The organism is Gammaproteobacteria bacterium, assembly GCA_013816845.1.
Classification (GTDB): domain Bacteria; phylum Pseudomonadota; class Gammaproteobacteria; order DSM-16500; family DSM-16500; genus Aquicella.
In genome coordinates this window covers 63,892-86,009 of the sequence record JACDDU010000004.1, presented here as the reverse complement: position 1 = coordinate 86,009, position 22,118 = coordinate 63,892, and the positions used below count along the sequence as shown (strand labels likewise).

The window sequence follows — 22,118 nt, the reverse complement described above, 5'->3', positions numbered from 1 at the left end:
TAATTTCTTAATTATAATGAATTATGCGTCGCTTCAATCGTCTCTTTTATAATTTGAATTGAGATATTCCAACTTTCTTTATGGTGTCGCTTAACTTGTTTTCGATCTCTAGCTATTAAGGCTAGTACAAGTGCCTCATTACTTTTAATGAGTTCCAGTAAAATTTTTTTAGTAAGGTGCTTTTTACTAAGGCATAAAACCCGATAACGCGCAGCATGTTCTTGCAACATCTCACGAATTTTGAGTAACCAGGGGGACTGACACGCTTTAATTAAACTAAAACGATATTCACGATGAAGCGTTTCCCATTGCGTTGGATCCATTTCTTTATTGATTTGGTGGGTTAGATATTTTTTGTAACGATGCCATGCTGCGACCACATTAGCTTCCCAATGTTCATCACCGTGTTGCATAGCATAGTCAATAGCGAGGCTATCAATTTCGATGCGTATATTATATAAATCATTTAATTCATCGACTGATAAGGGGGCTACTGTAAATCCACAATGTTCTTCTCTGCGAACAAGTCCGCTGATGACAAGACGCGAAAGCGCTTCTCGTATAGGGCTGTAGCCAACTTCATACCGTCGTTTCAGTTCATCCATTTGCAATCGTTGCCCGGGAAAAAATATTCCGTTCGTAATATCATGATGTAATTTTTCAAAGATATTTGTTGCTTTCGTTTTTTTTCTGACGCTTGACGTCATATCGGCCTTTTCCATTTCATCGCACACACATTGTAAGAACACGATCCATCATAACGTACTTATTTTCGAAAATAAATAATATTTTCGAAAATAAAGATACGGATAAGTCTGCGGCACATATACGAACTGATCCACACAACGAAAGAAGATTCATTATTAATGAGATAAAAAAAGGGAAGATAAGAAAATGACACGCTTAAATAAAATTAAACGGAGCTGCAAAGTAATCTGGTGAAATCCAATTCGGTTTCAGAGGCCAAGATCATTCATTTACAGCTTTTTCTGAAAGAGTTGATCTTAAAGTGACCCTAATGCATTTTGTAATTCCGGTAGAAGGGTAAATAAATCACCCACTAAAATATAATCGGCAATTTCAAAAATGGGCGCTTCAGGATCGTTGTTAATTGCGACAATAATTTTACTATCTTTCATCCCGGCCAAATGTTGAATCGCACCCGAAATACCAACGGCGATATAAAGATCAGGCGCAACGACTTTACCGGTTTGACCAACTTGATAATCATTAGGGGCAAAACCTGCATCAACCGCGGCACGTGATGCACCCACCGCACCGCCCAATTGATCTGCAATGGTTTCTAACAAATGGAAATTATCCGCACTTTTTAATCCGCGTCCTCCCGCGACGATCACCCGAGCCGAGGTTAATTCAGGACGAGCTGATTGGGTTAAAGATTCATTTTCAAAGCGGGATAACGGATTCGCAATCACTTGAGTTAGTGATGTAATAGAGGCTTGCGCATCTCTTTTTTCTTCTAGCGAAGGAAAGGCAGTCGTGCGTATGGTCATGACTTTGATTTTGTCGGAGGATCGTACTTTTGCAATGATATTACCTGCATAAATAGGACGTAAATAAGTATCTTCATTTTCAATTTTTATGACATCGCTTATCATTCCCACATCAAGCAATGCAGCAACACGAGGCAATACATTTTTTCCAAATGTTGTTGCGCCAGCCAAGATGTAATCATAATTTTTGCCTATTTCTGCAATGAGTTCTGCACAATTCTCAGCGAGCTGGTGAGCATAGACCTCGTTATCGGCAAGCAAAACTTCATCAACGCTTAGGATCACTGCTGCTTCTTGCGCAACGGCCGTACATTCATAACCTATTACAAGCAAGTCGAAGGTCGTACCTAATTGTTTTGCGGCAGATAACGTATGATACGTTGCCGATTTAATGTGTTGATTGTTATGTTCGCTAAGTACTAATACTTTCATATCACTTGCGCCTCATCTTTTAACCGGGTTATTAATTCTTGAACTGAATTAAGTTTCACACCATTGCGTTTCTTTGAGGGTGCACTAACCGATAACAATTCAATATGGGGTTGTAAATCGAGGCCCAGCGTATCTGCGGCAATCAGGTTTAAAGGCTTAGCTTTAGCTTTCACGATATTAGGAAGAGAAAGGTAACGGGGCTCATTTAAACGTAAATCCGTGGTAATAACGGCTGGCAAATTAAGAAAAAGTGTTTCCAAACCCCCATCAATCTCTCGCGTCACGCTGACACCATTATCATGGAAAGCAAGATTTGATGCAAAAGTACCTTGTGGCCAATGAAGTAAACCGGCCAACATTTGGCCCACTTGATTATCATCAGTATCAATCGCTTGTTTACCCAAAATAATCAGAGAGGGCGATTCTGTTTGGGCTAAGTGTTGAAAAATCTTAGCACAAGCTAAGGGTTGGATTGAAAGTTCTGTAGTCATTAATATGGCTCGATCACAGCCCATGGCAAGCGCATGTCGTAATGTTTCCTGATGGGTTGATTTTCCAATAGAAACGACAATAACTTCGGATGCAATACCTTTTTCCTTTAATCGTATTGCTTCTTCTACAGCAATTTCATCAAAAGGATTCATCGACATTTTAACGGTCGATGTTTCAACATCTGAGCCATCAGATTTAATACGAACCGTTGTTTTATAATCAACGACTCTTTTTACACCTACAATAATTTTCATGCTGAATTCCTGCCAACGTGATGCGGCATGTTAACATTCAACCTGTAATACTTTAAATAGTTATAGTATTTTGTACCTTGATTTCGCGCGCAGTAGTCAGCATCTTATCTTGACGATAGCCAATTTTAACTAACCCTACAGGATAAATCTTCATGGATATTAATCAAACCGTCGCAATGATCACGGGTGGCGCATCGGGAATGGGCCGTGCTTCAGCTGAATTACTTATTTCATTGGGCGCCAAAGTCGCCATTTTAGATATTAATCAAGCAGTCTGTGAAGAAACTGCAAATAAAATTGGTGCCATCCCTTTTACGTGTGATGTTACGCAAGCTGAGAGCGTCGAAAATGTGATTAAAGCCATCGAAAAGCAACTTGGCACCCCGAGGATTTGCATTAACTGCGCAGGGGTTGTCCATGGCAGACGCATGGTGAACCAACAAGGCCCTATGCCGCTTGATGAATTTCGTAAAATTATTGAAATTAATTTAATTGGTTCCTTTAATGTCATGCGACTCATTGCTAATGCCATGACGCAACTTTCACCCCTTGCCGACGAAGAACGCGGCGTTATCATCAATACTGCATCCGTCGCAGCATTTGAAGGACAGATTGGCCAAACAGCTTATAGCGCATCAAAGGGCGGTATTGTAGGACTTACTTTGCCTGCTGCGCGTGAATTAGCCCAATTTGGTATTCGAGTTATGACCATTGCCCCGGGCCTGGTCGACACTCCGATGTTTGAAAAAATTTCACCTGAAGCGCGCGCCTCACTTGCTGCCAGTGTGCCTTTTCCCAAACGTTTAGCAAAACCGCAAGAATATGCATTATTAGCTAAAGCAATCATTGAAAATCCAATGCTAAATGGGAATGTAATTCGATTAGATGGTGCGCTACGAATGGCACCCAAGTAAATTTAAACGAAGGCGTTTTGAGGTATAATGTTCCCCATCCACACTTTGTAGGTGAGCCCTATGTTCAGAAGAATTATTTTATTTTTAGCAACTAACCTATTAGTCATAGCAACCATTTCCATTGTCACGAGTGTTTTAGGTTTACATACTTACCTGAATCGTTATGGAATTGATTATGTTCAACTTGCAATTTTTTGTGCGATTTGGGGAACAGGCGGGGCATTTATTTCGCTTTTTATGTCAAAATTTATTGCCAAAATGGCGATGGGCGTTGTCATTATCAATCCTAACAATGCAACGCGGGAAGAGCGCTTTTTATTAGAAATGATTTATGAGCTTGCCAAAGGGGCAGGGTTGAAAACAATGCCCGAAGTTGGCATTTACAGCTCCCCCGAAGTTAATGCTTTTGCAACTGGGCCCTCCCGGGCTAATTCATTGATTGCCGTGTCTTCCGGTCTCTTAGCTAACATGAACCGTGATGAAGTCCAAGCTGTTTTGGCGCACGAAATTTCTCACGTTGCCAATGGCGATATGGTTACCATGACGTTGGTGCAGGGCGTGGTCAATGCTTTTGCACTTTTTCTATCACGCATCATTGCATATGCTATTTCCGTGGCACTTTCACGAAGTGACGACCGCGGTGAAATTTCCTACATGACTTTTAGCTTATTTGCCTTCGTGTTTGATATTTTATTTACTTTATTGGGTAGCATTTTAGTCGCAGCATATTCCCGCTGGCGGGAATATCGCGCCGATCGTGGTGGCGCTCGTTTGGCGGGCCGTGATCGAATGATTGCCGCGCTTCGTCGTCTACAACAAACCAGTGAAATTCAAGATGAACGCGCGCCTTCCTTGGCTGCATTTAAAATCAGTCATCGGCCTTCCTGGATGGAATTATTTTCAAGCCACCCACCGTTAAAGGACCGCATCGCTCGATTGCAACAATTAAGTTAGTCAGCCTACTTCGGTCACTCAAGGAATAGCGCCTTCGTGAAATATTTTTTTGGATGGCTTTATATTGTTGCCAGTGTAAGCATAGGATGCGCCTTTGCCAAGGAATCTGTTACCTCCTTGGCTTTAAAAGAAAATATTAATGCACTGTATTTAAAATATCAAAATGAAACCGGCGGTAAAAATGCCGACTATATTCCAGAGTTAGCTAAGGTCAATCCTGCCTATTTCGCAATCGCCATTGCTACACCCAATGGCGAGTTGATTGCCGCAGGTGATGCAGATGTACCTTTCGCCATCGAATCTATTTCAAAAATTTTTGTCTATGGTTTAGCTTTAGAAGATTACGATGAGAATTGGATTACGGAAAAAGTTGGATTGAATGCGACTGGTTTTCCCTTTAATTCCCCGATTCCGCTTATTCAAAAAGCGGATCACTTACAAAATCCGTTAGTCAATGCAGGTGCCATCCAAGTTGCAAGTTTTATTAAAGGTAAAGATAACAATGAAAAATGGCAGCGAGTCTTTAATTTATTTAAAAAATTAAGCGATAATAAAGCATTTTTAGGTCAAGCTGTCTACCAATCAGAGACTGCAACCAATCTCAATAATCGCGTTCTGACTGAATTACTCCAATTGTATGATATGACCATGGGTAACGGTGCGGAAGCATTGGATCGTTATACCAAAGCATGTTCCATGATGGTCACTGCTAAACAACTCGCTTTGATGGGTGCAACACTCGCTAACGGAGGAGTTCACCCGCTAACTCATGCTCGTATTTATAGTGAGTCACACGTGAACATGATCGTCGCCCAAATGATAACCAATGGTTTATATGAAGAAAGTGGCGCTTGGTTTACTACTGTGGGCCTCCCCACCAAAAATGGCGTCAGTGGCGGACTTTTAGCTATTATTCCTCAGAAAATGGCCATTGTGGTGTTTTCTCCCCCGATCGATGCAAGTGGAAGTAGCGTACGCGGGAAAGCTGTGTTGAAGGAGTTATCTCAACAAATGTTCAACGCTCGAGGCTAATCCTACGCAATTTAAATCACCGTATCTATTCAGCTGAATGGGTCTCTTCACTCTGCGCTTTGGTTTTTAATTTCAATAAGAATATTCATACAAGAGAGGAAAAAAACTAACACGGGAATAATTAAGGTTAAATAAGGACTGGGGGTATGAATTCCCAAAGCAACATAGACGGATTTTTGAATAATAACTGTAATAGTAGTAATAAAAACTAAATATAAAATACTGAGTACCCAGTAGCTGACTTCAGGCCAGTTTTCTCTAAAAAGACGAGGGTTAGTAATGCTGCGTGGAAATTTATTAACAAGCCATGCTACTGATGCATGGCGTAATTTGTTTTTTTCCAACCAGTCCATTAAAACATAATAACCATCCATTTCTTTTAAAGGACTTAACATACGCAATGCACTGACATAGGTATAGAGAGAAAATAACCAAAGTATTCCTTGTAAATAAGGATTGCTAATTAGCAATATACCCAACGCTGCCATTCCCGCTAGAAAAAAATCTACATATACGCCTGCCAGGTTCACCATCATGCGCGGCTTTCTTGTCGCAAGCCACATATCAGACGTATCCGTAAAGGCGATGGGAAGGAAACCATTCCAACCAATTCCAATAAAATGGACTTCACGCCCATAGGCTTTTACAGCAAAAGCATGGCCCAACTCATGAAGAAAAGCTGCTATTAAACTAAAGGGGATAAGTCCTAAGAGCAATAATAAGCTAATATGTTTTTTTGCAAAAAATAATAAAACTGATTGGGTATTCACGGCAAAAGAAAGAAAACCTGCAATCACTAAAATTAACCAAATGACACTTGCTGCCGGCGTAAAAAAATATCGAATAAAGCGTTGATAGAAAGTAGTCATCCAAGGATCAACATCACCAAATGCAATTCTACTGGCAAAGAGTTTTTTTATTTTCTTCAATTTTTTTACCCAAGACGAACGCTTATCTTGAACAGGAGCTGTAACATGAATATTACTAATAAAGCCTTCTCTATTTAACTTTGAAATTAAAGCAGCTACCATATCGGGTGCAAAAACATGGAAATGATGCGCTAAATCCATCGTAATATCTTGCAAGGTTTGTTTACCATTTAAAGCATGCCAGATAAAAGCGCCTTCATCGGAAAGTTTAAAATATTTTCCTGTCATCTCGTTTTTTAAAATCGTGATTGTTTCTCCATCAGCAGCCGTACGTTGGTGCACACTTACCGATGGATTTTTTAAAGGTCGACTTCGATCAACCATTAAAGTCATAAACATTTGAGCGACATTCGTTTCCGATTCAATTAATTCAGATAAATCTTCGTATCGTAAGACAAAAAGATTACAATTAGTCAGTGCTTTTGCAGTCGCGTTACGAGACGATTTGGTAATCAACGTCGCTTCGCCAAATAAAGTCGGGGGCGATAATTCAGCTAACAATTTTATCTCACCAAGCGGACTTTGAAAAACAATGCCCACTTCTCCTGCCTCGATTAAATAACATTCTTCGCCCATTTCCCCTTGGTTAAAAATCACATCGCCCGCTTTATATTTTTTTTCTTTAATACGTTCTGCTAACCACTTTAAACGTTGCGGAGAAAGGTTTGCAAAAGGCAAAGATTGCTTGATAAAGTGCATGCGTAAAGTTTGTTTAGCCGAAGCAAACATGACTTTTTCTAAATGATTTTTTTGCAGGAAATTGGTCAAATCTGCTAATGATAATTTTAAAGCTAATAAGGGTGTAACCGCTTTTACTGTAGCGGTCCTTTGACCTGTTATCGAATAAAAACCTTTTTCATTAAGTCCGATACTTTCATTTTCGTTGAGCAAAGCAACGGGCACGGATTTAATTATTTTTTTATTTATAATTTCATGGGTAACTTCAGCGCTTCCCTGAACAATAAAATAGACGCTATCAATTAAATCATGCTGAGAGACGATGGATTGAAGCGGTGAATAGTGTACTTCGTGTAAATAGCCCGCGAGTTGGTCGATTTGCTCAACGGATAAAGAAGCAAAGCATGGAAAACCTCGCAACAAAGTAACACGGCTAGTTAATGAGACCTTTGGATCATCCATGCGATCAATCCTTAATTCCTTTTATTGTAACTTGAAGACCTTATCCTGTCATTGTTAGACTTAAAGACTAGCAAACTTGCGAATAAAAATCATATAATGAACAGATCATGTCAAGGAGGATGCTAATGACGACGATAACTTTTAATGGAACGCCATTACAAACAATAGGTCAATTACCCATCATTGGGCAACCCGCCCCTGATTTTGCCTTGACTAAAATTGATTTAAGTGAAATTTCACTTAAAAATTATTTAGGGAAACCAATCGTTTTAAATATTTTTCCAAGTTTAGACACCGTCACTTGTGCAACGGCGATGCAACGTTTCAATGAAATTGCGAAAGCATACCCTGAAATTTTAATACTTTGTGTTTCAGCAGATCTTCCCTTTGCACAAAAACGGTTTTGTGCCTCCGAACATTTAAACAACGTTCAACCTGTTTCGGTTTTCAGACATTCTGAGTTTGGAGAAAACTATGGTGTTTCCATTTTGGAAAGCCCGCTTGAAGGATTACTCTCACGGGCCGTCGTTATCTTGGATAAGAAAGGGATTGTGCGTTACACGCAACAAGTTCAAGAAATTACAGAAGAGCCAGACTACGCAGCAATTACAACTGCGTTGAATGAAACCCTAACCCCATCGCTGGATTTATAGAAAACGGACTTTTGGTACCATAACAAAATCCTCGTCCTCTACATTCACAACCGTGGGTGTGGCTTTTTCAAGTCCTGCTAAGGCTCGAATATGCGTTTTTTCATGAGCAGGAATAAAATCGTCTGGCAATTCTAACAATGTGGAAATCCAGAGTTTTAAAAATTCTTTATTCTTAGACAAAGCGGGATGATTTAAAAGCGCAGTGAATCCTTCTTTACCCATGGAAAAGGTATAGGTTGCGGCTTCTACTGATTTAAGTGCCAGCTCATCGCCAATTTTTTCTAAAAGGGATGCACAAAGATAGGCTTCAGCTTTCGAGATAAGTTGATCACCCACTAATCTCCCTAATTGAGTCATTAAAATTGTTCCTGCACCAAATACTACAAATCCCGCGGGACCCGTTGCAACGACTGTGCCAGTGAGAGAAGGTATGGCAACACCTGTTAAAAATTGTGTAAGACCTGCACTAACGACTGCAGTTAAACATTGTCTTTTTCTCGAAGGCTTCAATCCTGGTTTTAATTTTTTTATTTTTTGATCTAATAAAATTCGTTCCAGGGATGCAATAAAACGTTCGAAGTATTTTGCTTCATCTTTCGAAAGGGAGGCTTTAAATTCAGTATAATAAGTAGCGTTTTCTTGAATGCGTTTTAAATGAAATGATAAAGCTTCCAGCCATTCGATTTTTTTATCGCGTTTAATGTGGCTGGTTTTCTTTTCGCCGATACTATGCAAGCATAATTTTAGTAACTCACCTTCTTGAAGATGATATTCATTTTCAAGCGTTAAAATACCTAATAAGTACGCACCCATCCGCACATTATTAGTCTGCATATATAAAGTATCTTTTTCGCGTTCATTTTTAGGTTCGGGATAAAACGTACTGCATGTTTTATCCACTAAATTGATATTATTAATTAACGCATAGCGACTATTATTGGTAAATAGACGCGACTGCGTTGCAGTTTGATAATCAGCTGACAATTTTTTAATATTTTCATGGAGAATTCTTGCTTGCGGTACACCTTCAGCAATGAGTGCGATGCGGCTTGATTCTCTATCCAAAATATTTTTTAAAAGTATTCGAATATCTTTTAATAATTTGTGTTTTTCTAAACCAAGTTTTGCAAAAACGTCACGATCACTTTGACAGTTTATATATTTATAAAACTGCCAAAGGCAAACTAAGCGATGATCTCCTTCAAGCATCTCGGGAAATTGATTTTTTAAAAATGTTTTAATGTGAGTATATAATTCACTACCGGAATTATAGACATAGCCTTTTTTTAATGTTGCAGATCCATTGGGATATTCATTTTGTTTTATATCTTCAAGCTTATAAATCAATGAACCCAGTGCGATTAAATCTGAAGTGGATTGGACAGCGGCTTTACCAGAAGATAACGCACAATTAAATTGCGTGTATTTTTTTCGTTGCGGATTGCTCCCTTTATAAAGCTGGGGCAACTTGGCTGCAAATTCGCTAAGTTTCCGATTCAACATGTATTAATTCCTTTGCGAACGTTTTTTTAGTGTATGTATTTAAGGTTAAGGAAATCTTAATACTATTTTATTGCTTTTATTTCAATAGCTTACTGAACTAACATTCTGCGTACCCTGTGCTATATTTAAAAAAAATGGTGGCGAATATGACACAATTATTGGAAATTTATAGTAAATGGGCAAATAATCTGACTTTTCGCGAAGCTTTTCGCCTAAATCCTGAAGTTGCCTTAAAGGAAGCAGGAATTCAAGTTAGTGAAGAAGATCTTGCCAAAATTAAAGCCAAATTTGCGCTTGACCCTTCTGAGAACGACACCCTTGATGATCGCATCAGCAAGTAAACCACACTAAATTTTATTTAGCCTTTATCATAGCTTCAGCTAAACTACTATCCAAATTAGTTTAGGATTCTTAGCAATGGAAAATGATTCAACTGTCTTTGTCAGCTTCGCACGAACTCCCATGGGGAATTTGTTGGGTGACTTAAAAGAATTTCCAAGTCCAGCCCTTGGTGCAACTGTCATTAAAGCCGCTTATCAACGTGCTGGTCTCGACCCTTCCTCTATTGATGAAGTTCTCTTAGGTTGTGTTTTACCAGCCGGTGTGGGACAAGCTCCGCCGCGACAAGCGGCTCGCGCCGCAGAATTACCAGATAAAACACCGTGCACCATGATTAGCAAGGTATGTGGCTCGGGAATGAAAGCCATTATGTTTGCACATCTCACATTACAAACTCATGCAGCTGGCATTGTCATTGCGGGTGGCATGGAAAGCATGACGAATGCCCCTTACTTACTTAAAAAAGCGCGTCAAGGCTATCGATTAGGTCGAAGTGAAATTGATGATCATATGGTGTTGGATGGTTTAGAAGACGCTTATACGGGTCAGTCTATGGGCTTTTATGCAGACCAATGTGCTAAGCAATATGGCTTTACACGCCAACAACAAGATGAGTATGCCCTTGTTTCTTTTGAGCGTGCCCGTAGTGCTACACGCAATAAATTATTTGCGGCGGAAATTGTACCGCTTTCTGTTAAGACTAAAGAAGGCGAAAAAATAATTATTGAAGACCAACGGCCGTTCAGTGTCAATCTTGAGCGGATAACCCAATTACAACCAGCATTTGTTAAAGATGGTACAGTCACAGCCGGTAATTCAAGCGCTATTGCAGATGGTGCTGCAGCTTTAGCGATGATGCGTCTTTCTACAGCTAAAAAAGAACATATTAAGCCTATCGCACGCATTGTCGGTCAAACTAACACCGCGCGTCATCCCAGTGAATTTACGATTGCTCCCATTGATACGATCAATCAATTATTAAAAGTAGTTGGATGGAACATCGGTGATGTCGATTTATTCGAAATCAATGAAGCTTTTGCCGTGGTCGTTTTGGCAGCAATGCATGATTTGAAAATTCCTTTAGAAAAAATAAATATTCATGGTGGCGCTTGTGCGTTGGGACATCCAATCGGGGCTTCTGGCGCACGCATTGTCGTTACACTCATTGCTGCCTTGAAACAAGCCGGATTACAACGTGGTATCGCTGCTTTGTGTATTGGTGGTGGTGAGGCAACGGGTATTGCCATTGAAATGATGTGATCACTGCATCCTATTTTTAAATTAGTTAACTAGGGAATGACGATGAATCGTGAAGTCATGGAGTTTGATGTTGTCATTGTGGGCGCAGGTCCTGCAGGTCTTTCAGCAAGTATTCGTTTGGCGCAACTCAGTCTTAAAGAACAAAAACCATTAAACATATGTGTCATCGATAAAGCTGCATCTGTCGGTGCGAACATCCTTTCGGGTGCAGTGTTAGAACCCCGCGCCTTAAATGAATTGCTGCCCGATTGGCTTTCATTAGAGCCTCCTCAGCATACGGCTGTTACCGAAGATTCTTTTTCTTTTTTAACAAAATCCCACTCTATTACACTTCCAACACCACCCCAAATGAATAATCACGGTAATTATATTATTAGTCTAGGACAGTTTTGCGTATGGCTTGCAAAACAAGCGGAAGCGATGGGTATCAATATTTTTCCTGGTTTTGCAGCAACTGAAGTACTTTACGAAGGAGATTGCGTTTGTGGGGTCGCAACCGGCGACTTAGGACTAGATCGAAAAGGTGAACCCAAATCTCAGTTTCAACCCGGTATAGAATTACGTGCAAAACAAGTCATCTTTGCCGAAGGATGCCGAGGCTCTGCAACACAAACTTTATTTAAACGTTTTAATTTAACTGAGAAATCTGCTCCTCAAACCTATGGTTTAGGTATTAAAGAATTATGGGAAATTCCACCCGAAATGCATCAAGTAGGCAAAGTTGCCCATACTGTTGGATGGCCGCTTGATCAAAAAACTTATGGTGGCGCTTTTCTTTATCATTTCGGAAAAAACTTTATTAGTATCGGATTTGTTGTAGGATTAGATTATGAAAATCCTTACCTTAATCCCTATGAAGAATTTCAACGTTTTAAAACGCATCCTGCCATTGCGCCTTTACTAAAAAATGGCAGGCGCATTGGTTACGGTGGAAGAACATTAATTGAAGGGGGGTTACAAAGCATTCCTAAATTAATTTTTCCAGGCGGTCTTATCATTGGCGATGCCGCTGGATTTTTAAATGTTCCTAAAATAAAGGGCATTCATAACGCAATGAAATCAGGAATGATTGCAGCAGAAAGTTTATTTCCGATGCTAGACACGACAACTTCTCCGAAAGAATGCACAAGCTATCCTGTCAATTTAAAAAACAGTTGGTTATGGAAAGATTTATATACCGCGCGCAACATCCGCCCAGCTTTTCGTCATGGATTGTGGTTAGGTTTAGCTTACGCAGCTATAGATACTTATTTATTACGCGGACGCGCACCTTGGACCTTTACACATCGTTGTCCTGATCATTTAACTTTGAAAAAAGCCGCAGCTTGTAAAAAAATTGAGTACCCTAAGCATGATAATCAACTTACTTTTGATTTATCGACGTCCGTTTATCTTGCTAACATTCACTATGACGAGGATCAACCTTATCATCTTAAGTTGAAAGATCGGCATCGCGTTCCTATTGAAATTAATTATAAAGAATATGCCTCGCCCGAAACACGCTATTGCCCTGCGGGTGTTTATGAAATCCTTTTTAATGAAGGGAATCAACCGCGTCTCCACATCAATGGCGCAAATTGCGTTCAGTGTAAAGCTTGTGACATCAAAGATCCGACGCAAAATATTGTGTGGACTCCGTCTGAAGGAGGAAGCGGTCCTCAGTATGAAATGATGTAGGTAGAAAATCTGAAGACTGATCTGCCTTTATCGTTTCAGGTAAATATGATATGGTAAAAGTCTCATAATAATAAGCGCATCCGCGCAATAAAAACGAGGTGAGTCATGCGATTCTTGTCACTTCCTCTGCTGCTAGTGTTCATTATTTTTACGGCTCCTGTCACTTACGCAGCACAATACTATCGTCATATCCCCTTCACGCTCCGCATTCAAAGCCACGATATTGTACATGTCGATTATAATTTTTCTGAGAAAACTGGCATTTATTGCCAGGCTAATCGCGGTCCCATTCAAATTAAATTTGATTACAAAGGTCGCGATAAATCCGCCTTTCTTCCTGTTCGCTTACAAAGCGATCATATCCCGGATGAAAAATATGAAGAATTAGCAGATTACGAGGGCCAGTTCCGACTTGAAACGAAAGGTCGTAACAATACGAGTTACGAAATAAAGTGTAGTTACATTAAATCTGAGCTGCATTAATCGATTTTGCGTTTGACCGACCCTAGTCTTGAATTGTCTTTTTTTCGCCCTTTTACTTTTGCAAGGGAAATGATTAAGATCGATGCTCTTATCAGTTAGGAAATGCACTCATGATTCACACAGAAACTGCACAGCTTGCAAGTATCTTATGGAGTAAAAATAACAATATCTTAAAAGAAACATTCTTAGTCTTCTCCGGGGTTATTCTACTTGCTATAGCGTCTCAACTTAGTATCCCTTTCACTCCTGTGCCGCTTACTTTCCAAAGTGCAACTGTGGTCCTGATAGGCATGATACTGGGCGCGAAACGAGGCAGTTATGTCCTGGGTGTTTACTTAACTGCAGGTCTTTTGGGATTACCCGTATTTGCGGAATTCGCCCAAGGTCCCATCGTATTCATGGGTCCGACAGGCGGTTATTTGTTAGGTTTTTTACCTGCAGCTATGTTGAGTGGTTATTTGGCTGAAAAGGGTTTTGGTCAAAGTATGTTTAAATCTTTTGTTGCAGCATTATGTGGTGTTACCGTTATTTTGACTTTCGGATATCTTCACCTCGCCCTTTTGATAGGCTTTGAAAATGCTTTTAAATGGGGTGTGCAACCTTTTCTGCTGCCAGAAGCTGTTAAGCTCTTTTTTGCATCGCTTCTCATTCCCCGCTTTTGGAGAAATCAATAATTGCGCGTCAATTTTCGACCGCATCATTTTCTATGTGCTTTAACTTTTCAAGGCAAAGGGTACTCGCAACCTTTTATTGAAAATTTTGCCGCTATCATGACTTTATTAAATAAAAATGAAGCTAATGATGTGCTCATCGAAGTAGTTCTTGAAACGGATTCAATTTGTACCCCTTGTCCCCATCGCTCAAAAAATCGTTGCGCAACACAATCCAAGATAGAACGGTTAGATGCAGCTCATCAACAAGTACTTGGGGTAAATGCAGGTGATTTGATGACGTGGAAAGCAGCACGTCAATTAATGAAAGATAAATTATCCATGGCTCAATTCCATGAAATTTGCAAGGATTGCGAATGGAAAATTTATGGCATGTGTGAAACCACTTTGAAAGCCTTCTTAAGCTGATCACGACGCATCGCATCTTTTAAAATCTAGGGGGGATTTTTTTTGATTGAACCTACACTTGCAACTCTCTTATCCTCACAACGCCAATTTTTTTTAACCCACGTCACCTTGCCCTACGAATATCGTATTGAGCAATTAAAAAAATTAAAACTGCTTCTCGAAATGCATGAACCCCAATTTCTTGGTGCATTAAAAAAAGATTTGAACAAACCTCGAGTTGAAAGTTTACTTTCCGAAATTTTTTTAATATATAAAGAAATTGACTTTATTTTAAAGCATTTAAGAAAATGGATGAAAACAAAAAAAGTTGCTACACCATTTCCGATGCTTTTTCCAGGTCGTTCAAACATTTATTATCAACCCTACGGAAGTGTTTTAATCTTTTCTCCGTGGAACTTCCCTTACTTCTTAACCTTATCTCCCTTAATCGGTGCAATAGCGGCTGGTAATTGTGTCGTCATCAAAACTTCGGAAAAAGCCTCCGCCTTTCAACAATGCTTTACTGACTTAATCAATGGCAATTTTTCTGCATCCTATCTCTTTGCTTTATCGGGTGGCGTAGACCGTGCGAAAGAAGTGTTAAAGGAACCTTTCGATTACATTTTTTTTACCGGCGGTAGTACAACTGGACAAAAGGTGATGGAGGCGGCTGCAAAATATTTAACGCCAGTTACGCTTGAGTTAGGAGGCAAAAGTCCTTGTATCGTTGATCAGACGGCTAATATTGCCTATGCGGCAAGACGTATCGCTTGGGCGAAGTTTGTTAATGCGGGTCAAACCTGTGTAGCGCCTGACTATGTTTTTGTCCATCACGATGTCAGAGATGAGTTTATTAATGCTTACCGTACGGCACTCACAACTTTTTTCCCTGATAATGATTCACTGAAGCAATACTGCAAAATAATTAATAGACAGCGTTTTGATCATCTCAATGATCTACTCAATAATGTAACTATTTTAGTGGGTGGTGAAAGTTATGCTGAAACAATGCAAATTAAACCTGCGCTTATCGACGGCGTGACCTGGGATCATCCTTTGATGAAAGAAGAAATTTTTGGGCCAATCTTACCCATGCTTACTTTTAAGCATTATGGAGAAGTCATCAATGCGATTAATAGCCATCCTATTCCTCTCGCACTTTATTTTTTTACGAAGGATCGTCACAATCAACAAAAAATAATGAATCAACTTCGCTTTGGCGGCGGATGTATTAACGATACCCTACTCCACCTTGCCAATTTCAACTTACCCTTTGGTGGAGTGGGACAGAGCGGCATGGGTCAATATCATGGCTATTTCTCTTTTCTTACTTTTTCACACCAAAAGAGCTTGTATGAACACTATGCGTCACTTGATTTCAAACCTATGTATCCACCCTATAGCGAACGTAAGACATGGTGGTTAACGCGGCTGCTTCGATGGTGAGCCTTCTCAAGACGCAATCGTCGTAGTAAGATAATTCATTAAGTGTTCTTTCGCGGCTTTAATCGAATGTAGGGTGAGTAAATGAAAAGTTTACCCAGCAGACGTCCTACACAACCGCAGGCCCTCTCTCCTATACGTGTAAACATTTGAGGTAAGCAAATGTTTAGTTCACTTTTTAGAAAAAAACCCGTTGGTCCACCTAGTGAATTTGCACATCGTACACTCACAGCTTTTGATTTAATTTTTATGGGAATTGGCGCCATTATTGGCGCGGGTGTCTTTGTTTTGACGGGCGTTGGCGCGGCGACTGCAGCGGGCCCCGGCATCGTTTTTTCTTATGCTATTGCGGGAACGGCCGCTTTATTTGCTGCATTGGCTTATGCAGAGCTTGCAGCAAGCGTCGGCGGGACTGGCAGCGCCTACAGCTATGCTTATGCCGGGTTTGGTGAATTTGCAGCGTGGCTTATTGGCTGGAATTTACTTTTAGAATACGCCATGTCTGTATCAACCGTTGCTATTGGTTGGGCTGGATATGTTAATAATTTATTACAATCGATGCATATAAACTTGCCCCTTGTCATTACTAAAAATATTTTTGAGGGCGGTTTCATCAATTTACTTGCGGTATTCATTGTGCTTGCATTAGGAGCGTTGTTATCGCTTGGCGTAAAACAAAGTGCTCGCTTCAATGCCGTCATTGTAACCATTAAATTACTCACCATTGCCCTTTTTATCATCATCGCATCCATCAATATAGACACGGATAATTGGACGCCTTTCCTTCCCTTTGGTTGGTCAGGCGTTATGAGTGGCGCAGCATTAGTTTTTTTTGCCTACATCGGTTTTGATGCACTTTCGACTGCAGTAGAAGATACGATTAATCCCCAACGTGATATTCCGATTGGAATCATTGTATCGCTTATCGTATGCACTTTAATTTACATCGCCGTTGCCCTCTTGCTGACAGGGATTCGTCATTACACGCTATTGAATGTAGGTTCGCCCGTTTCAGACGCTTTGTTACATATCGGTTACCGGACTGCTGCAGGAATCACAGCTGCGGGTGCTATGGCTGGATTAACCACGGTTATTTTGATTATGTACTATGGATTAACTCGGGTATGCTTAGCGATGGCACGTGATGGGTTAATTCCAAAGCAAATTGCTTTCATTAACCCCCGTACCCATACCCCGCTGCGTATTATCATTGTTGTTGCGATAATTATGTGTTTGGTTTCTGGTTTTGCACCTATTGATCGAGCGGCAGAACTTGTTAATATCGGCACGTTAGCAGCCTTTTTATTTGTGTGTGCGGGTGTTATGGTTTTTCGCTCGACCCATCCTGATTTAAAGCGACCTTTTAAATTACCTTATAACCCCCTCATTCCTGTTCTTGGCATACTTTTTTGCTTTTATCTCATGCTTAATCTGCCAGCCATTACTTGGTTTAGATTTTTAATTTGGACAGGGATTGGCGTTGTAATTTATTTTACCTATGGTAAAAACCATAGTCTTTTGCAACAACAAAGCAAATCAGAGCGCGAGCGCTAAACCCACTTTTGAGGCAGGCGGGCGTTTTAAAACCTGACTAATGTACCGAGAGACATTTAAAAGCTTTTCCATATTCACGCCAGTTTCGATTCCCATACCGTCTAGCATATACAAAATGTCTTCTGTCGCTACATTACCACTTGCACCTTGGGCATAAGGACAACCTCCTAATCCTGCGATTGAACTATCAATCGTCGTAACCCCTTCTTGTAAGGCCGCATAAATATTTGCTAAAGCTTGCCCATACGTATCATGGAAATGCACACCAATTGATTCAACCGGAACTTTTTGGAACACTTGCTCTAGCATAGATTTGGTTTTAAAGGGGGTACCCACTCCAATTGTATCGCCCAATGAAATTTCGCTGCAACCCATTTGAAATAAGGCATGGGTTAAAGTAACAACTTGTGCAACGTTGATTTTCCCTTCATAGGGGCAACCCAGCACACAGGAGATATAACCACGAATAATCAACTGATGTTGTTTAGCATGTGCAATGATTGCAGCAATTCGTTCTAAGCTAACTGCAATAGTACAATTGGTATTTTTCTGAGAAAAAGTTTCTGAAGCGCTCGTAAAAACAGCAATGGAAGTAGCACCTGCCAGCATGGCTTGTTTAAGCCCTTTGAGATTAGGAACTAAGACGGTATATTCCACGTCTTTTTTTTTATCGATGCCCCGCAAAACTTCACTCGCATCGGCAAGTTGTGGAACCCACTTAGGAGAGACAAAACTTGTTGCTTCGATAACAGGCAATCCTGTTTCAGATAATCGATTAATAAATTCTATTTTAGTCGCCGTAGGAATAATTTGGCTTTCATTTTGCAATCCATCCCGTGGTCCGACTTCAACCAGTTTGACCGCGTGAGGAAAACTCATTATGACTTCCCTGTAAATTGTGGTTGGCGCTTTTCATTAAAAGCAGCAATACCTTCCAGACGATCGCTGGTTTCTAACAAGGCATCATAAGTCTTGCGTTCAAATTGTAATCCTGAAATAAGTGACAAGGCTTGGGTCGCGTTCATCGTGCGCTTAACTTGCTGAACTGCAAGCGGAGCATTAGTATTAATATGCGCAGCCACCGCTAAGCATTGGGTCATCAATTCATCATGCGGCACGACTTGATTAACAATACCGTATGTATAAGCTTCATGGGCTGTAAAGATTTGAGCGGTAAAAGCTAATTCTTTAGCACGTCGCAAGCCACTTGCGCGCGGTAAGTTTTGAGTTCCTCCTGCGCCTGGCATCAGTCCCAGCTTGACTTCTGATTGCGCAAAGCTCGCCTGTTCACTTGCATAAATAAAATCACAAGCTAAGGCAAGTTCAAGCCCTCCACCAAATGCATAACCATTTACGGCGGCTATAAGAGGTAACGGGAATTGCAGCATGGCATCTAACGCTTGGGTCAGAACTTGATATTGATCGCGCCACACAGTAAGACTCATTCCTAAACGTTCTTTCAAATCAGCACCGGCACAAAAGGCTTGATTAGAGCCGGTTAAAATGACAGAGCGCGCTTCTGGATAAGCTGTAGGAATGCTTTCCCAAAGCTGTTTCAATTCGCGCATCATTTCAAGGTTAATAGCATGCCGTACTGCTGGACGGTTAAATCTAACAATGAGTGTATGGTCTGTCTGGGGAAACACATCCAGCGTTTTTAAAATCAGCATATTACATCCTAAATAAACCAAACTCAGTTGGGGGAATCGGTGCATTCAAGGAAATGGCGAGACTCATTCCTACAATGTGACGCGTATTAATGGGATCAATAATACCATCATCCCACAATCTTGCACTTGAGTAATAAGCCGAAGATTGTTTAGCATATTGCTCAAGAATCGGTGCTTTCAGTGCACGTTCTGCTGCATCATCCCAAGCTTCCTCCGCCCGCTCTTTCTTCTCCCGTGTGACTTGAGCAAGCACACTTGCAGCTTGTTCTCCACCCATTACGCCAATTTTCGCATTGGGCCACATCCATAAGAAGCGTGGCTCAAAGGCTCGACCACACATAGCGTAATTGCCCGCACCAAAACTACCACCGATGATCACGGTAATCTTGGGAACTTTGGCACAAGCAACGGCATTAACAAGTTTGGCCCCATGTTTGGCAATGCCTTCCGCCTCGACTTTGCTGCCTACCATAAACCCTGTGATATTTTGTAAAAATAAAAGTGGAATACCGCGTTTAGCACAAAGCTCAATGAAGTGCGTAGCTTTCAAGGCAGCATCAGAAAATAAAATACCGTTATTCGCAATAATGCCTACCTGCATGTCAAAAATCCGAGCAAATCCACAAACCATGGTTTTCCCATAGAGTGCTTTAAATTCATCAAAACGTGATCCATCCACAATGCGAACAATAATTTCCCGCACATCGAAGGGATAGCGGGGGTCGCTAGGAATGATGCTATATAATTCACTTTCATCGTATTGCGGCGGTTTAACTTCGCGAAACATGAAATTGTTTGATGCGGGATAATTTAAATTGGCCACTATTTCGCGAGTAATTGCCAATGCGTGTTCATCATTTTGCGCATAATAATCTGCAACCCCGGACGTACGACAATGTACATCTGCTCCTCCTAAATTTTCAGCCGTGACGATCTCTCCTGTAGCTGCTTTCACGAGCGGTGGGCCAGCTAAAAAAATAGTAGCTTGCTCACGTACCATCACCGATTCATCTGACATTGCAGGGATATAAGCACCACCTGCTGTACAAGATCCCATGACGACGGCAATTTGAGGAATACCTTGGGCAGATAAATTGGCTTGATTATAGAAAATTCGGCCAAAATGATTTTCATCTGGAAAGACTTCGTCTTGTTTTGGAAGAAAGGCGCCGCCCGAATCGACTAAATAAATGCATGGAAGACGATTTTGTTCTGCAATTTTTTGTGCACGTAAATGTTTTTTTACAGTAATGGGATAATAGGTACCCCCTTTAACCGTTGCATCATTGACAATAATCATGCAATCAACATTGTTTATTCTGCCAATGCCTGTAATTAAGCCACCAGCAGGAAGTAAATCGTCGTACAATTCATATCCCGCAAAAAGAGAGAGCTCAAGAAAATGGGAACCGGGGTCCAATAAGAGTTCAATACGGTCACGGGGGAGAAGTTTGCCGTGTTTTTTATGCCGTTCACGAGCTGTTACACCGCCCCCTTCTTGTTGCTTCAGCATTATCTTATTAAATTCTGCAGCGATTTTTTGCATGCTTTGTGAATTTTGCTGAAAAAGCTTATCTTTCAAATTAACTTGCGATTGAAATTCAGTCACGCTGTGTTCCTTATTTGCGACATTCTTAACTTAACGTGTTATTGGTGTTCTTTATATAATTCCCTTCCAATAAGCATGCGTCTAATTTCTGAAGTTCCCGCACCAATTTCATAAAGTTTGGCGTCGCGCCAATAGCGACCCACGGGGTATTCATTAATGTATCCATTCCCACCTAAGCATTGGATAGCTTCACCTGCTGCTTTCGTTGCCTGCTCTGCCGTATATAAAATAAGAGATGCTGCGCCTTTACGGTCAAGCTGCCCTTGATCTGCAGCTTCTCCTAACGCATAAAGATAGGCACGCGAAGTCATTAGTCCTGTATACATATCTGCTAATTTAGCTTGGATCAATTCGAATTCACCAATGGATTTACCGAACTGTTTACGCACATGGACGTAAGGTAAAACCGCATCCATGCATGCTTGCATAATACCTACAGGGCCTGCAGCTAGAATTAAACGTTCGTAATTCAAACCTTGCATTAAAACTTTCGCACCACCATTAATTTGACCTAAAACATTTTCGGAAGGCACTTTACAATTCTCAAAAACCAATTCACAGGTATTGGACCCGCGCATGCCTAATTTATCTAATTTTTGCGCGGTCTTAAAACCCTCCCACTTCGATTCAACAATAAATGCAGAAATTCCACTGGAATTATCGGGAAGCATGGTGCGTGCATAGACGACAATTACATCGGCACAAGGACCATTTGTTATCCACATTTTCGTTCCATTCAAAACAAAACTATCTTTTTCTTGCGTTGCTGTTAATCGCATACTCATAACATCAGAACCCGCATTGGGTTCACTCATCGCGAGCGCACCAATGAATTTTCCACTACAGAGAAGCGGTAAATATTGTTTTTTTTGTGCTGATGTACCGTGCAAATGAATTTGATTCGTGCATAAATTAGAATGAGCTCCATAACTCAAAGCAACCGCAGCACAACCCCGACTTATCTCTTCCATCACGATAGCGTGAGCCAAATAGCCAAGGTTTGTTCCACCATATTCCTCAGCAACAGTGATACCAAGTAAACCTAATTCACCAAATTTAGGCCACAATTCATTAGGGAATTGATTATCGCGATCAATACTTTCAGCGCGGGGTGCAATCTCCCGTTCAACAAATTCACGAACCGTGTTACGTAATAATTGAATAGTTTCATCTTGAGCATCATTTAAAAAAGACATGTACAAATCCTT

21 protein-coding genes are annotated in these 22,118 nt (G+C 40.6%); 12 read left to right on the top strand and 9 right to left on the bottom strand.

From position 1 onward, the window contains the following. Window positions 1-11: 11 nt before the first annotated feature. The 3 genes from H0W64_08680 to H0W64_08670 form a co-directional block, all read right to left on the bottom strand. Entirely contained in the window at window positions 12-707 is a 696-nt protein-coding gene (locus tag H0W64_08680) for a GntR family transcriptional regulator (protein MBA3661788.1), read from the bottom strand. A gap of 297 nt (window positions 708-1,004) precedes the next feature. After that, window positions 1,005-1,946 (bottom strand): electron transfer flavoprotein subunit alpha/FixB family protein, encoded by a 942-nt coding sequence (locus H0W64_08675; GenBank protein MBA3661787.1) that lies wholly within the window; start codon window positions 1,944-1,946, stop codon window positions 1,005-1,007. Then, window positions 1,943-2,692: an electron transfer flavoprotein subunit beta/FixA family protein gene (locus tag H0W64_08670; GenBank protein ID MBA3661786.1), complete on the bottom strand. Its 750-nt coding sequence runs from the start codon at window positions 2,690-2,692 to the stop codon at window positions 1,943-1,945. Before H0W64_08670 ends, H0W64_08675 begins: the two co-directional genes overlap by 4 nt. Window positions 2,693-2,844: 152 nt before the next feature. On the opposite strand from H0W64_08670, the gene H0W64_08665 reads away from it, so the two are divergent. The 3 genes from H0W64_08665 to glsA are packed head-to-tail and all read left to right on the top strand — an operon-like array spanning window position 2,845 to window position 5,592. Next, window positions 2,845-3,606 (top strand): SDR family NAD(P)-dependent oxidoreductase, encoded by a 762-nt coding sequence (locus H0W64_08665; GenBank protein MBA3661785.1) that lies wholly within the window; start codon window positions 2,845-2,847, stop codon window positions 3,604-3,606. Window positions 3,607-3,666: 60 nt separating this feature from the next. After that, window positions 3,667-4,560: a protease HtpX gene (htpX, locus tag H0W64_08660; protein ID MBA3661784.1), complete on the top strand. Its 894-nt coding sequence runs from the start codon at window positions 3,667-3,669 to the stop codon at window positions 4,558-4,560. 36 nt (window positions 4,561-4,596) lie between these two features. Beyond that, window positions 4,597-5,592, top strand: a complete 996-nt coding sequence (gene glsA / locus H0W64_08655) for a glutaminase A (GenBank protein MBA3661783.1) — start codon at window positions 4,597-4,599, stop codon at window positions 5,590-5,592. A 47-nt stretch (window positions 5,593-5,639) separates the two neighbouring features. On the opposite strand, the gene H0W64_08650 is transcribed toward glsA, so the two are convergent. After that, complete coding sequence (locus H0W64_08650) at window positions 5,640-7,661, bottom strand: cyclic nucleotide-binding domain-containing protein (protein ID MBA3661782.1); 2,022 nt, start codon at window positions 7,659-7,661, stop codon at window positions 5,640-5,642. Between the two features lie 125 nt (window positions 7,662-7,786). On the opposite strand from H0W64_08650, the gene tpx reads away from it, so the two are divergent. Next, a complete protein-coding gene (tpx, locus tag H0W64_08645) occupies window positions 7,787-8,314 on the top strand; it encodes a thiol peroxidase (protein ID MBA3661781.1) in 528 nt (175 codons plus the stop codon). Here the strand turns inward: tpx and H0W64_08640 are convergent. Continuing rightward, entirely contained in the window at window positions 8,309-9,817 is a 1,509-nt protein-coding gene (locus tag H0W64_08640) for a hypothetical protein (GenBank protein ID MBA3661780.1), read from the bottom strand. The two genes, tpx and H0W64_08640, sit on opposite strands and share 6 nt — an antisense overlap. Before the next feature lie 146 nt (window positions 9,818-9,963). Between H0W64_08640 and H0W64_08635 the strand changes: the two genes are divergently transcribed. The 8 genes from H0W64_08635 to H0W64_08600 all read left to right on the top strand — a co-directional run bounded on the left by H0W64_08635 (window position 9,964) and on the right by H0W64_08600 (window position 17,631). Then, window positions 9,964-10,158: a hypothetical protein gene (locus H0W64_08635; protein MBA3661779.1), complete on the top strand. Its 195-nt coding sequence runs from the start codon at window positions 9,964-9,966 to the stop codon at window positions 10,156-10,158. A gap of 76 nt (window positions 10,159-10,234) precedes the next feature. After that, window positions 10,235-11,416: an acetyl-CoA C-acyltransferase gene (locus H0W64_08630; GenBank protein ID MBA3661778.1), complete on the top strand. Its 1,182-nt coding sequence runs from the start codon at window positions 10,235-10,237 to the stop codon at window positions 11,414-11,416. Window positions 11,417-11,458: 42 nt separating this feature from the next. Continuing rightward, entirely contained in the window at window positions 11,459-13,093 is a 1,635-nt protein-coding gene (locus tag H0W64_08625; GenBank protein ID MBA3661777.1) for an electron transfer flavoprotein-ubiquinone oxidoreductase, read from the top strand. Window positions 13,094-13,198: 105 nt separating this feature from the next. Then, complete coding sequence (locus H0W64_08620; protein MBA3661776.1) at window positions 13,199-13,576, top strand: hypothetical protein; 378 nt, start codon at window positions 13,199-13,201, stop codon at window positions 13,574-13,576. A gap of 110 nt (window positions 13,577-13,686) precedes the next feature. After that, window positions 13,687-14,250, top strand: a complete 564-nt coding sequence (locus tag H0W64_08615) for a biotin transporter BioY (GenBank protein MBA3661775.1) — start codon at window positions 13,687-13,689, stop codon at window positions 14,248-14,250. Continuing rightward, window positions 14,251-14,655 (top strand): DUF1284 domain-containing protein, encoded by a 405-nt coding sequence (locus H0W64_08610; protein MBA3661774.1) that lies wholly within the window; start codon window positions 14,251-14,253, stop codon window positions 14,653-14,655. A gap of 42 nt (window positions 14,656-14,697) precedes the next feature. Further along, window positions 14,698-16,080: an aldehyde dehydrogenase family protein gene (locus tag H0W64_08605; protein MBA3661773.1), complete on the top strand. Its 1,383-nt coding sequence runs from the start codon at window positions 14,698-14,700 to the stop codon at window positions 16,078-16,080. 159 nt (window positions 16,081-16,239) lie between these two features. Beyond that, window positions 16,240-17,631 carry an amino acid permease gene (locus H0W64_08600; protein ID MBA3661772.1) on the top strand — a complete coding sequence of 464 codons (1,392 nt, stop codon included), beginning with the start codon at window positions 16,240-16,242 and terminating at the stop codon, window positions 17,629-17,631. Here H0W64_08600 and H0W64_08595 read toward each other — a convergent pair. The 4 genes from H0W64_08595 to H0W64_08580 form a co-directional block, all read right to left on the bottom strand. Further along, complete coding sequence (locus tag H0W64_08595; protein ID MBA3661771.1) at window positions 17,614-18,510, bottom strand: hydroxymethylglutaryl-CoA lyase; 897 nt, start codon at window positions 18,508-18,510, stop codon at window positions 17,614-17,616. The two genes, H0W64_08600 and H0W64_08595, sit on opposite strands and share 18 nt — an antisense overlap. Then, window positions 18,510-19,301, bottom strand: coding sequence for an enoyl-CoA hydratase/isomerase family protein (locus H0W64_08590; GenBank protein ID MBA3661770.1), 792 nt, complete (start codon window positions 19,299-19,301; stop codon window positions 18,510-18,512). Before H0W64_08590 ends, H0W64_08595 begins: the two co-directional genes overlap by 1 nt. Before the next feature lies 1 nt (window position 19,302). Next, the gene (locus H0W64_08585; GenBank protein ID MBA3661769.1) at window positions 19,303-20,847 is read right to left on the bottom strand and encodes a methylcrotonoyl-CoA carboxylase; all 1,545 of its coding nucleotides are present in this window, start codon (window positions 20,845-20,847) and stop codon (window positions 19,303-19,305) included. Window positions 20,848-20,948: 101 nt separating this feature from the next. Further along, on the bottom strand, window positions 20,949-22,106 hold the full coding sequence (locus tag H0W64_08580) for an isovaleryl-CoA dehydrogenase (GenBank protein ID MBA3661768.1): 1,158 nt from the start codon (window positions 22,104-22,106) through the stop codon (window positions 20,949-20,951). Window positions 22,107-22,118: the final 12 nt, after the last annotated feature.

Excerpts from the sequence above, each read along its gene's own strand:
- H0W64_08650 (MBA3661782.1), bottom strand. The coding sequence starts at position 7,661 with ATGGATGATCCAAAGGTCTCATTAACTAGCCGTGTTACTTTGTTGCGA.
- H0W64_08665 (MBA3661785.1), top strand. The coding sequence starts at position 2,845 with ATGGATATTAATCAAACCGTCGCAATGATCACGGGTGGCGCATCGGGA.
- H0W64_08625 (MBA3661777.1), top strand. The coding sequence starts at position 11,459 with ATGAATCGTGAAGTCATGGAGTTTGATGTTGTCATTGTGGGCGCAGGT.
- H0W64_08620 (MBA3661776.1), top strand. The coding sequence starts at position 13,199 with ATGCGATTCTTGTCACTTCCTCTGCTGCTAGTGTTCATTATTTTTACG.
- H0W64_08630 (MBA3661778.1), top strand. The coding sequence starts at position 10,235 with ATGGAAAATGATTCAACTGTCTTTGTCAGCTTCGCACGAACTCCCATG.
- H0W64_08675 (MBA3661787.1), bottom strand. The coding sequence starts at position 1,946 with ATGAAAGTATTAGTACTTAGCGAACATAACAATCAACACATTAAATCG.
- H0W64_08635 (MBA3661779.1), top strand. The coding sequence starts at position 9,964 with ATGACACAATTATTGGAAATTTATAGTAAATGGGCAAATAATCTGACT.
- H0W64_08585 (MBA3661769.1), bottom strand. The coding sequence starts at position 20,847 with ATGCAAAAAATCGCTGCAGAATTTAATAAGATAATGCTGAAGCAACAA.
- H0W64_08670 (MBA3661786.1), bottom strand. The coding sequence starts at position 2,692 with ATGAAAATTATTGTAGGTGTAAAAAGAGTCGTTGATTATAAAACAACG.
- H0W64_08600 (MBA3661772.1), top strand. The coding sequence starts at position 16,240 with ATGTTTAGTTCACTTTTTAGAAAAAAACCCGTTGGTCCACCTAGTGAA.
- tpx (MBA3661781.1), top strand. The coding sequence starts at position 7,787 with ATGACGACGATAACTTTTAATGGAACGCCATTACAAACAATAGGTCAA.
- H0W64_08640 (MBA3661780.1), bottom strand. The coding sequence starts at position 9,817 with ATGTTGAATCGGAAACTTAGCGAATTTGCAGCCAAGTTGCCCCAGCTT.
- H0W64_08615 (MBA3661775.1), top strand. The coding sequence starts at position 13,687 with ATGATTCACACAGAAACTGCACAGCTTGCAAGTATCTTATGGAGTAAA.
- htpX (MBA3661784.1), top strand. The coding sequence starts at position 3,667 with ATGTTCAGAAGAATTATTTTATTTTTAGCAACTAACCTATTAGTCATA.
- H0W64_08590 (MBA3661770.1), bottom strand. The coding sequence starts at position 19,301 with ATGCTGATTTTAAAAACGCTGGATGTGTTTCCCCAGACAGACCATACA.
- H0W64_08580 (MBA3661768.1), bottom strand. The coding sequence starts at position 22,106 with ATGTCTTTTTTAAATGATGCTCAAGATGAAACTATTCAATTATTACGT.
- H0W64_08595 (MBA3661771.1), bottom strand. The coding sequence starts at position 18,510 with ATGAGTTTTCCTCACGCGGTCAAACTGGTTGAAGTCGGACCACGGGAT.
- H0W64_08680 (MBA3661788.1), bottom strand. The coding sequence starts at position 707 with ATGACGTCAAGCGTCAGAAAAAAAACGAAAGCAACAAATATCTTTGAA.